The organism is Undibacterium parvum, from assembly GCF_003955735.1.
GTDB classification, from domain to species: domain Bacteria; phylum Pseudomonadota; class Gammaproteobacteria; order Burkholderiales; family Burkholderiaceae_D; genus Undibacterium; species Undibacterium parvum.
Genome location: NZ_CP034464.1, coordinates 3,415,178 through 3,429,104, shown reverse-complemented (window position 1 = coordinate 3,429,104; position 13,927 = coordinate 3,415,178). Strand labels below are relative to the sequence as shown.

General features: G+C 49.8%; 12 protein-coding genes. 4 read left to right on the top strand and 8 right to left on the bottom strand.

Annotated features, from left to right (window positions below; all coding sequences use genetic code 11):
* Positions 1-172: 172 nt before the first annotated feature.
* Positions 173-805 (bottom strand): ANTAR domain-containing response regulator, encoded by a 633-nt coding sequence (locus EJN92_RS14980; RefSeq protein WP_126128561.1) that lies wholly within the window; start codon positions 803-805, stop codon positions 173-175.
* 155 nt (positions 806-960) lie between these two features.
* On the opposite strand from EJN92_RS14980, the gene tsaD reads away from it, so the two are divergent.
* Positions 961-1,986: a tRNA (adenosine(37)-N6)-threonylcarbamoyltransferase complex transferase subunit TsaD gene (gene tsaD / locus EJN92_RS14975; protein WP_126128560.1), complete on the top strand. Its 1,026-nt coding sequence runs from the start codon at positions 961-963 to the stop codon at positions 1,984-1,986.
* A gap of 87 nt (positions 1,987-2,073) precedes the next feature.
* Here the strand turns inward: tsaD and EJN92_RS14970 are convergent, their stop codons facing one another.
* Positions 2,074-3,213: an ABC transporter substrate-binding protein gene (locus EJN92_RS14970; RefSeq protein WP_126128559.1), complete on the bottom strand. Its 1,140-nt coding sequence runs from the start codon at positions 3,211-3,213 to the stop codon at positions 2,074-2,076.
* Positions 3,214-3,628: 415 nt separating this feature from the next.
* Between EJN92_RS14970 and metG the strand changes: the two genes are divergently transcribed.
* From metG to EJN92_RS14955, 3 genes are all read left to right on the top strand, one after another.
* Entirely contained in the window at positions 3,629-5,731 is a 2,103-nt protein-coding gene (gene metG, locus EJN92_RS14965; protein WP_126128558.1) for a methionine--tRNA ligase, read from the top strand.
* A 4-nt stretch (positions 5,732-5,735) separates the two neighbouring features.
* Positions 5,736-6,212, top strand: coding sequence for a GNAT family N-acetyltransferase (locus EJN92_RS14960; RefSeq protein WP_126128557.1), 477 nt, complete (start codon positions 5,736-5,738; stop codon positions 6,210-6,212).
* Between the two features lie 124 nt (positions 6,213-6,336).
* Complete coding sequence (locus tag EJN92_RS14955) at positions 6,337-8,160, top strand: aminopeptidase P family protein (protein WP_126128556.1); 1,824 nt, start codon at positions 6,337-6,339, stop codon at positions 8,158-8,160.
* 80 nt (positions 8,161-8,240) lie between these two features.
* On the opposite strand, the gene phoR is transcribed toward EJN92_RS14955, so the two are convergent.
* The 6 genes from phoR to pstC form a co-directional block, all read right to left on the bottom strand.
* The gene (gene phoR, locus EJN92_RS14950) at positions 8,241-9,536 is read right to left on the bottom strand and encodes a phosphate regulon sensor histidine kinase PhoR (protein ID WP_126128555.1); all 1,296 of its coding nucleotides are present in this window, start codon (positions 9,534-9,536) and stop codon (positions 8,241-8,243) included.
* Between the two features lie 133 nt (positions 9,537-9,669).
* A complete protein-coding gene (gene phoB, locus EJN92_RS14945) occupies positions 9,670-10,359 on the bottom strand; it encodes a phosphate regulon transcriptional regulator PhoB (RefSeq protein WP_126128554.1) in 690 nt (229 codons plus the stop codon).
* Positions 10,359-11,078: a phosphate signaling complex protein PhoU gene (gene phoU, locus EJN92_RS14940; RefSeq protein ID WP_126128553.1), complete on the bottom strand. Its 720-nt coding sequence runs from the start codon at positions 11,076-11,078 to the stop codon at positions 10,359-10,361. Before phoU ends, phoB begins: the two co-directional genes overlap by 1 nt.
* Positions 11,079-11,115: 37 nt before the next feature.
* Positions 11,116-11,895: a phosphate ABC transporter ATP-binding protein PstB gene (gene pstB, locus EJN92_RS14935; RefSeq protein ID WP_126128552.1), complete on the bottom strand. Its 780-nt coding sequence runs from the start codon at positions 11,893-11,895 to the stop codon at positions 11,116-11,118.
* A gap of 18 nt (positions 11,896-11,913) precedes the next feature.
* Positions 11,914-12,771, bottom strand: coding sequence for a phosphate ABC transporter permease PstA (gene pstA / locus EJN92_RS14930; RefSeq protein WP_126128551.1), 858 nt, complete (start codon positions 12,769-12,771; stop codon positions 11,914-11,916).
* Positions 12,771-13,715, bottom strand: a complete 945-nt coding sequence (pstC, locus tag EJN92_RS14925; protein WP_227869837.1) for a phosphate ABC transporter permease subunit PstC — start codon at positions 13,713-13,715, stop codon at positions 12,771-12,773. The genes pstA and pstC overlap by 1 nt, the downstream gene beginning before the upstream one ends.
* Positions 13,716-13,927: the final 212 nt, after the last annotated feature.

Here is a 13,927-nt window from a genome sequence, read left to right as displayed (position 1 = left end):
CCGGATTCACTCTTGCGCCAGCGTTGGCGCTTTACTAGCTATTAGCAATTGCTGTGCCAGTTTTCTTTCATCAGTGCGGCCTCAGCAGTGACAGCTTAAAACCGCCCAAGCATCCCCAATACAGAGAAAAAACCGCACCGTTATGACGCAGCGCACCATTACAGTTCAAAATCTATGCGCCCAACAAATCTGCCACATCCAGCACCCGTTGCGCCAGATCGGCCAACTTCAGATTTTTTTCCATCGCCTGTTTGCGTAACCTTTGGTAGGCATCGTTTTCTGATAGCTGATGGCGCTCCATCAGCAAACCCTTGGCGCGCTCTATGGTTTTGCGCTCGGCCAACTTAGCCTTGGTATCCGATAATTCGGAACGCAGTTTTTGGTCGGCATTAAAACGCGCCATCGCCACATCCAGCACAGGTTTGATACGCTCGGTCTGCAAACCTGCCACCACATAGGCCGAGACCCCTGCCTCCATGGCTGCAGCCATATTGCTTTGATCACTGTCTTCCGTGAACAAAACGATAGGGCGTGGTGCATCGCGGGTCGCTAACACCATGTGCTCGAGAACATCACGCGCATCCGATTCGGCATCGATGATGATCATGTCGGGCTGCAATTGCGCAATGCGCTCGGTCATGTAGAGATCGCCAGGCAGTACCGCAATGATGTTGTAGCCAGCCTGCAGCAAGCCTATGCGTAAGGCGCGCGAGCGTGCCAGTTGCGCCTGCACATGGCTCTCCTGCTCATTTTCGACCGGGATAACGGTATTCACGACCACGATCCGTAAACTAGCTGCTTTCATATTTTGATACTCTAGAGTGCTGCTGATTGGCTGGTTAAGACCTATAATCTGTCTTTTACGGATACTTACTTCAACTAAGTAAGCAAAATCCGCACCAGATCAAGCTCAGAGGGCTTGTCGCTTTTGCAAAACATCTAAATAAGAAACCATTTTTAATGATAGTTCTCGGTATTGAATCCTCCTGCGATGAAACCGGCTTGGCCTTGTACGACACTGAACACGGCTTGCTGGCGCATGCGCTGCACTCGCAGATCGCCATGCATCAGGAATACGGCGGCGTCGTGCCTGAGCTCGCCTCACGCGACCATATACGGCGCGCCCTGCCCTTATTGACCGAAGTATTAACCCAGGCCAAGCTGGACAAACATCAGATCGACGCCATCGCCTACACCCAAGGCCCGGGGCTGGCCGGTGCCTTGCTGGTCGGGGCCTCGGTAGCCTGCGGCCTGGCGCTGGCATTAGATAAACCGGTCATAGGCATCCATCATCTGGAAGGGCACTTACTGTCCCCCTTGTTAGCGAGCCAGCCACCGCAATTCCCCTTCATCGCCTTACTGGTATCGGGCGGTCATACGCAATTGATGCGTGTGGATGGCGTAGGACAGTACAAATTACTCGGTGAAACGCTAGATGATGCGGCCGGCGAAGCCTTCGATAAATCGGCCAAACTGCTGGGTTTAACTTATCCCGGTGGGCCGGCGATTTCGCGTCTGGCCGAGTTTGGCGACCCCGCGGCGTATAAATTGCCACGTCCTATGTTGCACTCGAAAGACCTCAATTTTAGTTTTTCGGGTCTCAAAACTGCCGTATTAACGGTGGTAAAAAACCATAACACCGACATCTGCGAGCAAGACAAGGCCAATATCGCGCGTGGCTTTGTCGATGCTCTGGTCGACGTGCTGGTCGCCAAATCCATGACGGCACTCAAAGAACAAGGCTTAAAGCGTTTGGTGATCGCCGGTGGCGTCGGTGCCAATCAGCAATTGCGCACCGCCTTAAATGCCGCTGCCGCCAAGCGTCGTTATCAGGTGTTTTACCCCGAGCTGGAATTTTGTACCGACAACGGCGCCATGATCGCCTTTGCCGGTGCCATGCGCCTGCAACAAAATCCTGCGCTGGCAACGCGCGAGTATGGTTTTAATGTCAGACCGCGCTGGCCGCTGCATGAGTTGCAGACTTAGTTGCAGACTTAATGGCGGACTTAATGGTGATTTAAGACGTAAAAAAACGCAGAACTTGTTCTGCGTTTTTTATTTGGCGTTTCAAACTTAATGCATGAACTTACCGTCTTTACCGATCACGCTCAAATCGACATAGGTCGATGCGCTGTGATTACTGCTACTAAACTTCACCTGAAATCCGCCGGCGTTATAAGAATTCATCGATTCCAGCGCGCGTATCAAGCCATCCCGCGTTAAGCCACCACCGGCGCGTTTCAAACCTTCAACCATCACCTTGGCGGCGATAAAGCCTTCCAGACTGACATAGCCGACTTCACGGCCCGGCTTATTTGCATACAGATTTTTATATTCCTTCACCACTGCAGTGATGTCTTCCCAGGGAGCTGGCATGACTTGTGAAATCATCACGCCACGACCGTCTTTTCCCAGCTCTTTCGAGAGCGCCTGGCTGCCGACAAAGGAGATATTCCAAAACACCGGAGCGGCACTGGTATCCTTAATCATTTCCTTAATAAAAGCCGCACACGAAGTGTAGGCAGAGATCATGATCACCGCTTGCGGCTTTGCTAGCTTTAATTTGGCAACAGCGGCCGTCACATCGACGCTATTGCGCTCCACCGTCGCCAGACCAACCACTTCTATATTGCGTTTTTTCAGGGCACGGGTGACGCCTTCCAATCCGGCCTTGCCATACGCATCGTTTTGATAAAACACGGCAATGCGCTTGAGTGAAAGCGTCGTACTATGATCGACAATTTTTTCTGTCTCTTCAAAATAACTGGCACGGATATGAAAGACATTGCGGTTAAAAGGCTCACGTAGTGATTGCGCACCGGTAAATGGTGCAAAGAAAGGAATTTCTTCTTTATTCACCAGCGGCATGGCAGCATTCGAAGTCGGCGTGCCTACGTAACCGAATAAGGCAAACGCGCCTTCTTTTTCGATCAATTGCTTGGTGTTGGCGGCGGCTCTATCGGCTTCGTAGCCATCGTCCAATGTTTTCAATACGATCTGACGCCCGTTGACACCACCTTGCGCATTGATATGATCAAAATAGGCCAAAGCGCCATCGCGCATTTCAGTGCCCAATTGCTGCGCCGGACCAGATAAGGCCACCGACTGTCCTAAAACGATAGTCTTGCCATTGACACCAGTTTCGGCCTGGGCCAACAAACTGATGCAGCAGCAACTCAAAAAAAACAGAATACTCTCTACGCGATTTTTCATTTCTAGCCCTTAACATGCATTTTTTAAATATAAAAATATTGATCTGGCGCAATTATAGGCTGCTTTTCTTTTTGAAATATGCGTGAGACCGAACTTGTAACAGAGACTTACAACTCAGCATAGCTGCCATGCACAGATATTTAAAGCCAAAAACTCTATGCCCAGTATCTATGCGCCTCACAGCCTCTTTTTGGCTTGTAAGCCGCATGGATACTGCGCAAGCACTTTTTAATTCAGAAATAGCGCTATGATTAATTGATAATATTTTCGACAAAAGCGCGCTCAGGCCAGTTCCGCGATCTGCAAACACAACAATACCGCCACAGATTCTCGCTGAGTGCGGCCAAACCCGCGCCAGCGGCGCTTTCGCTGTTAAAATAACGCCCTTGTCCGTTTATAAAAAAGTGCACCAATCATGACCCGTCAGCTGTTCGTTACTACTGCCCTGCCTTACGCCAACGCCCCCTTCCACCTCGGCCACATCATGGAATATATCCAGGCTGATATCTGGGTCAGGCATCAACGCATGTCGGGTAACGAAGTGCATTTCGTCGGTGCCGATGATGCGCATGGCGCACCTATCATGATTGCGGCCGAAAAAGCCGGCATCACACCGCAAGAATTTGTGGCGCAAATTGCCGCCGGGCGTAAGCAGTATCTCGATGGCTTCCATGTGAAGTTCGATAATTGGCACTCCACCGACGGCATAGAAAACCATCAGCTGTCTCAAGACATCTATCGCAAGCTCAAAGCGGCCGGATTTATCACCAGCAAAACCATAGAACAGTTTTACGACCCGGTAAAGAGCATGTTTTTGCCGGATCGCTACATCAAGGGCGAGTGCCCTAAGTGTGGCGCCAAAGATCAATACGGCGATTCTTGCGAAGTCTGCAGCGCCGTGTATTCACCGACCGAAGTGGTAAAGCCTTACTCGGTGCTGACCGGTGCGACGCCGGTGATGAAATCATCAGAACATTTTTTCTTTAAACTCTCGGATGAAAAATGCGTAGAATTTTTGCGCGGCTGGGCCTTGCAAGACAATCGCCTGCAATCGGAAGTGGCAAATAAATGCAAGGAATGGCTGGAAGGCGACGGCGGTCTGGGCGACTGGGACATCAGCCGCGATGCGCCTTACTTCGGGATAGAGATCCCCGATCAGCCGGGCAAATACTTTTACGTCTGGCTCGATGCGCCGGTCGGCTATCTGGCCTCGCTGAAAAATTATTTCGGTAAGATAGGTCGTGATTTTGACGCCTTCATGGCAGATCCGACCACCGAACAGATACATTTCATCGGCAAGGACATCACCTACTTCCATACTTTATTCTGGCCAGCGATGCTGAAGTTTTCCGGCTACAAGACACCGGACAATGTATATGCACACGGTTTCGTCACGGTCTCGGGCGAAAAAATGTCAAAGTCGCGCGGCACCGGTATCTCGCCGCTACGCTATCTCGACATCGGCATGAACCCGGAATGGCTGCGTTATTACTTTGCCGCTAAGCTCAATGCCAAGGTCGAAGATCTGGACATGAATCCGGAAGATTTCGTAGCGCGCGTGAACGCAGATCTGATCGGTAAATACGTCAACATCGCCAGCCGCGCCGCCGGTTTTATCACCAAGCGTTTCGACGGCCGCCTCGGCGCTCAGGACCCAGATGCGGCTGAACTGATACAAGCTAGTCTGGCTGCCGTGACAGAAGTAAAAGACTTGTATGAAGCGCGCGAATACAGTAAAGCCCTGCGCAAGATTATGGAAGTGGCCGATCACGCGAATCAATATGTGGCACAAAAAGCGCCGTGGCTGATCGCCAAAGATCCAGCCCGCGATGCAGAATTGCATCAGGTCTGCACCACCGCCTTAGCACTCTTCAAAACGCTGACAGTGATGCTGGCACCGGTACTACCAGAATTAACCCGCGCGGTGGCGACTTGGTTCAATTGCAAAATTGATCGTTGGGACGATGCATTGAGCACTTTGCCAGCGGGCCACGTGATCCAGGAATACGCGCATCTGATGCAGCGCGTGGATATCAAAATTTTTGATTCGCTGTTCGATGCCCCAGTGCCGGACGTGGCTGCAGCGAGCGTGGTAGCGAAAGCGATAGCCGCAGCGGCGACCGAAACAGCAGTTGCAGACCATAGCTCATCCAACGACGGGATAGAAGAACTGGCAGCAGAAATCAAGATTGATGACTTCGCCAAGATCGATTTGCGTATCGCCAAGATCGTCAATTGCGAGCACGTAGAAGGCTCAGACAAATTGTTACGCCTGACGCTCGATGTTGGCGAGGGGCGCACCCGCAATGTCTTCTCAGGCATTAAATCGGCGTATCAGCCAGAACAGCTGATCGGTAAATTTACCGTCATGGTGGCTAATCTGGCACCGCGTAAAATGAAATTCGGCATTTCCGAAGGCATGGTTTTAGCCGCCTCGGCCGCGGACGAAAAAACCAATCCTGGTTTATACATACTCGAAGCCTGGCCAGGTGCTCAGCCTGGCATGCGGGTTCGCTAAGACTATGGATGTACTGATACGCGAAGCTAGCTTAGAAGATGCGCCTTTGATTGCGCATCTAACCCGCGCTTGCTGGCAAGATAAAGTCGCAGCCAGCTCTAGCGGTCATCACGAAAGTCTGGAGAGAGTACAGAATGATCTGCAACTAGGCGGTGGCTTTATCTTATTAGTCGATGAAGAGCCCGCCGGTTCGGTACGCTGGCAGCCGATGGAGGCCGATAGCAATACCTGGGAAATGCTGCGCATGGGCGTATTACCGGCCTTTCGTGGCACAGGTCTATCGCAACACTTACTCGAAGCGGTGATACACCACGCACAAACCACAGGTGTAGATGAATTGCGTTTAGGCGTAAGGGTGGATCAACCGCGCTTGCTCGATTTATATGCGGCTTATCATTTTGAAGCAGCACCAGAATTAGAATACTCACACGCCAGCCCAAATGAACCGGCACCCCATGTCATGCGCAGGTTTTTAAGATAGAAATTTTTAGTACAGAGCAAAAGAACAAAGGGTTAATTAAGTATATTTACAGTATACTTAATTAACGATCGATCACAAGTCGACCGCACTCCCCTCACTGAAACTCCTACAGCTTCATTATCCTATGACCAGCTCAAACCCAAACAGCATCACTTCTGACATCCAGCTACGTTTGCAACAATTGCGTCACGCCATGCGAGAGCATGGTATCGATGCCTACTTGATCCCGTCTGCCGACCCGCATCTGTCCGAATATTTGCCCGAGCGCTGGCAAGGGCGCCAGCATTACTCAGGCTTTACCGGTTCAGTAGGAACACTGATCGTTACCGCTGATTTTGCAGGCTTATGGGTAGACAGCCGTTATTGGGCGCAAGCCGAGCAGCAGCTAGCTGGCACTGGCATACAAATGATGAAGATTCCCACAGCTGCCGCTACTTTGCATCTGGATTGGCTCGCTACCAATCTGCGTGCTGATCAGGTCGTCGGGGTCGATGGCGCAGTGTTAGGGCTAGCCAATGCTCGCGCCTTAGAATCTGCATTGGAAGCGCAGGGCATACGTCTCACTACTGAATACGATCTCCTGGAGCAAGTCTGGCTAGATCGCCCCAGCTTGCCTGAGGCCTCCATCTATCAACATGCCGCACCGTTTGCCACAGTAAGCCGATCTGAAAAAATCGCAAGGCTGCGACAACAGTTAGCAGAGAAAAAGGCAAACTGTCATTTCATCTCTACGGTGGACGATATTGCCTGGCTATTTAACCTGCGCGGCGCCGATGTCAGCTATAACCCGGTGTTTGTAGCGCATGCCTTAATCACACTAGAAAGCGCCACGCTATTTATCGTCCTGCCAAAAATTCCCGCAGAACTGGCAGCAGCATTGGTTGAAGATGGCATTACTCTGAAGCCCTACGAGCAGGCCGCCAGTGCGCTGGCGAGCTTAGCAAACGACGCGTGTTTACTGATCGATCCTCGCCGCATCACGCTGGGTTTTAAACAAGCGATACCAGCACAGGTGCGCATCATAGAAGCGATCAACCCTACGGTGCTGAGTAAATCGATTAAATCGGCAGACGAGGCGCAGTTTGTCAGAGACGCCATGGCGCAAGATGGTGCCGCCCTGTGCGAATTTTTTAGCTGGTTTGAAGAGAACTTAGGAAAACAAGCAATCACCGAACTGACATTAGACCAGCAAATTACCGCCGCCCGTGCCCGCCAGCCGCATTTTATCTGCGCCAGTTTCGGCACCATTGCCGGCTACAACGCCAACGGTGCCATGCCACACTACCGAGCTACGCCCGAGTCGCATGCGAGCATCAGTGGTGACGGACTATTGCTCATTGATTCAGGTGGACAGTATCTCAACGGCACCACCGATATCACACGCGTGGCTGCGGTAGGCACAGTATCGGCGGAACAAAAACGCGACTTTACCCTGGTTCTCAAGGGCATGATTGCGCTGTCACGCATGCAGTTCCCGCGCGGTACTTACTCCAGCGTTTTAGACACGGCTGCGCGCGCGCCGATCTGGGCTGAAGGCATCAATTACGGCCATGGCACCGGTCACGGGGTTGGTTATTTCCTCAATGTCCACGAGGGACCGCAATCGATCTCGTGCATGGCGATTCCGGATCAGCACATGGTGATGCAAGCGGGCATGATTACCTCGAATGAGCCTGGTATTTATCGCCCGGGAAAATGGGGCGTACGTATAGAAAATCTGATGCTATGCGTACCAGCAATCAGCACCGAGTTCGGCGAGTATCTGAAGTTTGAGACACTGACACTGTGCCCGATTGATAGCCGCTGCCTGGATCTGGCGCTACTCAGAGAGGATGAGTTGAATTGGCTCAATGACTACCACGCCATTGTTTTACAAAGACTCACACCGCACGTCAGCGGCAAAGCCTTAGACTGGCTACAAAAAAGAACCATCGCCATAGAGAAATAATTCCCTACTATTTTTTGCAGATCTGGAGCTAACCCAGCGAGCACTCAAAAAAAAGCGCTCCAGATTCTGGAGCGCTTTTTTTAATTGAGTAAAATGACATTAGCAGGAAACTGTACGCAGAATTTACTGCCTACATTCGGCGTAGACTCTATCAACAAATGCGCTTTATGTCTTAACAAGACATGTTTGACGATCGCCAAGCCCAAGCCGGTACCCTGAGTTTCGCGCGAGCGACTCTTGTCGACCCGATAAAACCGTTCAGTCAAGCGTGATATATGTTCAGCACTAATGCCTATGCCATCATCTTGAACGATGAATTTTGGGCCTAGCGGGCAATTTTCCCAAATCAAAGTAATCTTCCCTTTTTCTGGTGTGTAGCGTATCGCATTGGTTAGCAGATTCAAGAAGGCGCTGCGAATTTCATCGGCACTACCTAGAATATCCGGACCGTCATACTGCAAGCTAAGTTGATGACGCCCGGCAGACAGGGCTTCACCTTCCTGCAAAATCTGCACCAACATACCGTGCATATCGATCGCTTCATGATGCACGGAATACTCCATCGATTCCAGACGACTCAGCGTCAGCATATCTTCCACCAGACGCTGCATACGCTCGCCCTGCTCAGACATCAGTTTAAGATGCGATGAGCGTATTGAGACTTCCATGTCCGGCTGCATGGAAGCGATTTCCAGAAAGCCATTAATCACAGTCAGTGGAGTACGCAGTTCATGCGAGGCGTTCGCAATAAAATCACGTCGCATCATATCGATACGCTCAGACTCAGTCACATCATGAGTCACCAAAATCTGCCTACGGTTTTCAAACGGAATAATATGTACGATCAGCTTGCGTTCGCGAAAACTTAAAGTCAGCGGGGTCTCATAGCGACCGAGAATAATGTAATCGATAAATTCTGGGGTGCGTACCAGATTAGTGACGCGCATGCCCTTGTCCTGACTCAGACTCAAACCCAAATGTTGCTCTGCAGCTGGGTTACACCACTCCAGAAACATCACATCATCCATGATCACAACACCATCCGGCAATAGACTCATAGCCTGACGAAAACGCGCCAACCACTCGGCCAATTCAGCCTGATTTTTTTCATCGCCACGACGTAGTTTGTAGAGCCTCGAAAACACTTCCGTCCAGGCTCCCCAACCATCAGGCAAGTGCGAGCTACTCGGTTGATCCAGCCAGTCCGCCAGGCGCAATAAGTAATTCAATTGCACGAAAATCAGCGTCATCATCCCTAACATCGCCAGCACTAATCCTGGAACTAGCCCCCAGAAAAATCCTGCCACTGAGGAAGCAACTAAAACGATGATCATCCGCACGACCGCGGAAATCCAGAATACAAGATGGGGATGCATTAGAACCTGTAATAGAGTATTGGTATTTTAATTATTTTAATAATCTGGGACTGATCACGCTATCAACAGCCAGCGTCGTCAATTGAAAATCGGGCACCGCAAAATTAGTAATTTGCCGTGCCCATAGCTCCTACTATTTCTCAGACAGCATATATCCTACGCTGCGCACCGTCTTGATCAGACTTTCAGCCGACTTCAAGACTTTACGTAGGCGTAATACGTGCACATCGACGGTACGTTCTTCGATGACCACATGGTCGCCCCATACTTTATCGAGCAATTGGCTGCGCGAGAACACGCGCTCCGGATGCGCCATAAAAAACTTCAACAACTTGTATTCGGCATGACCAATTTCGACCTTACTGTCATCAATTTTTACGGTACAGCTGACCGGATCCAACACGATACTGCCAGCGGCCAGCGTGCCCTGAGCATGCTCAGGGCTCTTACGACGCAACATCGCCTTGATCCTGGCTGTCAACTCACGAGGAGAAAATGGCTTGGTTACATAGTCGTCGGCACCATGATCCAGGCCGGCAATTTTGTCTTCCTCCATACTCTTGGCGGTCAGCATAATGACAGGCATTTCATTAAAATGCCGGTCTGAGCGTATCTTGGAGAGTAGTCGCAAACCACTTTGATCTGGCAACATCCAATCTAGCAAAATCAATTGCGGTGTGCGTCGCTGCAGAAACTCCCAGGCTTCTGCCGTGTTATTGACTGCAAAAGTTTCCCAACCAGCTGCGCGCAAAGTGAAAGTCACCAACTCCACAATGGCGGGCTCATCTTCAACGATGAGTATTGTCGTTTTATCGGCTGCCATCATGAATTACTAGCGATAGTCCCTTGCTTAGTGGCGACATAATCGGAATGCCGTATGTCCTTGCCTTCTACAATATAGATAGTATGCTCGGCAATGTTTTTGGCGTGATCACCGATACGCTCTATCGCCTTAGCCACCCACAATGCATCTAATGAGGAAGAAATTGTGCTTGGATCTTCCATCATAAAAGTAATTAAATTACGCATGATAGAGCGGAAATCATTGTCGATAATTTCGTCATAAGCGATCAACTTAAGCGCCTTGTCGCCATCCTGACGCGCGAAAGCATCCAAAGACTGATGCAGCATCTCGGCCACGCTACTAGCCAGAACGCGTACCGTCTCATAGCCGCTAAACATCGCAATGTTTTTATGTCTGGCATGCGCTTCGTGTGCAATGCGCGCGATCTTGGTCGACTCATCACCAATGCGTTCCAGATCGGTAATCACCTTGCCGGTAGCCATCACGGTACGCAAATCGTTGGCAGCTGGCTGACGTTTGACGATTAAGTGACTGCACATATCATCCAAAGCGACTTCCAGACGATTAACTTCCTCGTCGGACTTGATGACGGCCGCCGCCTGTACAATATTGCCGCTACGGAAGCAAGCCATGGCATCATGAAAATGGCTCTCTACTAAGCCGCCCATCAGCAAGACCTTGGAACGTATGGTTTCCAAATCGGTGTCGTACTGCTTTGAAGAATGTTCGCCTGTCATCGTATGCTCCTAAATTTTTATCAAAAGGGCTAAGGAATTAACCAAAACGGCCCGTAATGTAATCTTGCGTTTCTTTTTTTACCGGATTCATGAAGATATGATCGGTCTCGCCAAATTCGACTAACTCGCCCAAATACATATAGGCGGTATAGTCAGAGCAACGCGCAGCTTGTTGCATATTGTGCGTGACGATGGCGATCGTGTAATCCTGCTTTAATTCATGGATCAATTCTTCTATCTTCACGGTAGAGATAGGGTCCAGCGCAGAGGTTGGCTCATCCAGTAATAAGATCTCAGGCTTAACCGAAACTCCACGCGCGATACACAGACGCTGTTGCTGGCCGCCAGACAGACTCAAGCCGCTCTTATTCAACTTGTCTTTGACCTCGGTCCAGAGTGCTGCTTTTTTCAAGGCCCACTCGACACGTTCATCCATCTCACCCTTAGGCAAGTTTTCGTACAGGCGCACACCGAAAGCGATGTTGTCATACACCGACATAGGGAAAGGCGTAGGTTTTTGAAAAACCATACCTACTTTGGCGCGCAACAAATTAATATCTTGTGAGGCTTCCAAAATATTTTTACCGTTGTACATGATTTTTCCTTCGGCGCGTTGGCCAGGATAAAGCTCATACATACGATTGAGAGTACGCAATAGCGTGGATTTTCCACAACCAGATGGGCCAATGAAGGCCGTCACTTTTTTATCGCGGATACCTAAATTCACGTCGCGCAAACTGCGGGTAGTGCCGTAGAAAAAATTCAAACCTGAAATTTCTATAGCCATCTTGTCTGGTGTAATGCTGGGAGTCGACATAATATTTTCCAAAAAAATTTAATTTTTTACTTTTTGGCTGAACACGGTGCGCGCCAAAATATTCAGGGTCAGAACACTAAAGGTCACCAACAGAGCACCGCCCCAGGCTAATTCGCGCCAGTTATCATAAGGGCTCATGGCAAACTGATAGATCACCACCGGCAAGTTAGCCATAGGCTGATTCATATTCGAACTGTAAAACTGATTATTCAGAGCGGTAAACAATAAAGGTGCGGTTTCGCCGGAGATACGTGCAACCGCCAATAAAATACCCGTCATTACGCCAGCTTTCACAGCCCGCAGGCGTATCAACAAGGCGACTTTCCAACGTGGTGCACCGAGTGCAAATGCGGCTTCACGCAAACTAGTCGGGACCAAACCTAGCATATTGTCCGTAGTCCGTACGATGACGGGAATAGCGATGAGAGAAATCGCAATACTACCGGCCCAACCTGAGAAATGTTTGACATGAAAAACATAGATCGCATACACGAACAAACCTATCACGATCGATGGTGCCGACAGCATGATGTCGGTGACAAAACGCGTCACGCCACCGAACCAACTTTTATCGCCATACTCGGCCAAATAAATGCCAGCCAGGATGCCGATAGGAGTACTGATCAAAGTGGCCGTGCCAACCATCATTAAACTACCCAGTATGGCATTCATCAGGCCACCGCCCTCACTACCTGGCGCTGGCGTACTTTCGGTCAGCAGGCTGATGCTCAGAGCTGAAAATCCTTTGACCAATAAGGTGAATAAGATCCACATCAGAAAAAACACGCCGATTGCCATCGCTATCGACGACAAGGCTATACCTACTTTATGCATCAATAAGCGACGCTGATATACGGCATTATTAATCGTTGTCATTATTTCGCTCCCTCTTTTTTGCTCAAGCCCAACAGCATTAATTTAGCCGCTGACAAGACGATGAAAGTAATTACAAACAAGATTAGACCAAGCAAGAATAAAGATGAGGTATGCAAGACCGTCTCGGCCTCGGCAAATTCGTTTGCCAGTGTGGAGGCGATACTATTACCTGGGGCAAATAACGACCAGGAGAGTTTATGCGCATTCCCGATCACAAAGGTGATCGCCATGGTTTCGCCTAAAGCACGCCCCAAGCCCAGCATCACACCGCCAACTACGCCGATTTTTGTGTAGGGTAAGACGATTTTTCGTACCACTTCCCACTTGGTACAACCCAAGCCGTAAGCCGATTCTTTTAATACTGGCGGCACCACTTCAAACACATCGCGCATTACCGAAGAAATAAACGGTATCACCATCACCGCCAAGATCATGCCTGCCGACAAAATACCTATGCCTATCATAGGACCAGAAAATAACATGCCGATTACCGGCAATTTACCCAAAGTGGCAGACAGTGCAGGTTGCACGTATTCTGAAAATATAGGTGCAAAAACAAACAAGCCCCACATACCATAAATAATACTAGGAACACCGGCCAACAATTCGATGGCCGTACCGAGTGGGCGCTTTAGCCAGGGCGGGCAAATTTCCGTCAAAAATAAGGCGATGCCGAAGCTGATAGGGAAAGCAATCAACAAGGCAATAAACGATGTCGCCAAAGTGCCGACAATAGCAATCAGGCCGCCGTATTTATCATTCACCGGGTCCCACTCTATGGTGGTGACGAAGGCGAAACCGAATTCCTGCATTGCAGGCCAGGCGTTGATGAAAAGGGAAATAATGATACCTAGCAACACCAGCAACACCAATAAGGCGAAGCTAAAGGTGAGCTTATGAAATAGAAAATCTTGCCATTGCTGACGCCGCATCACTTTATGCATATTCACAGGCGCAGCATTACTCGAAGACAAGGAATTTGCCTGAACTTGAACCGCAGCTTGAGCTTGAGTGGAAGACATAACAATAGGAGCTGGTTGGGTATTCATGGAATAGGGTTTCCATCTGTAGAGAAAGCTAGTGACCTACACTTGTCACTAGCTTTCTACGTTTTAATTACTAAAAACTACGAGGAGTAAGCTCAATTACGAAAGGC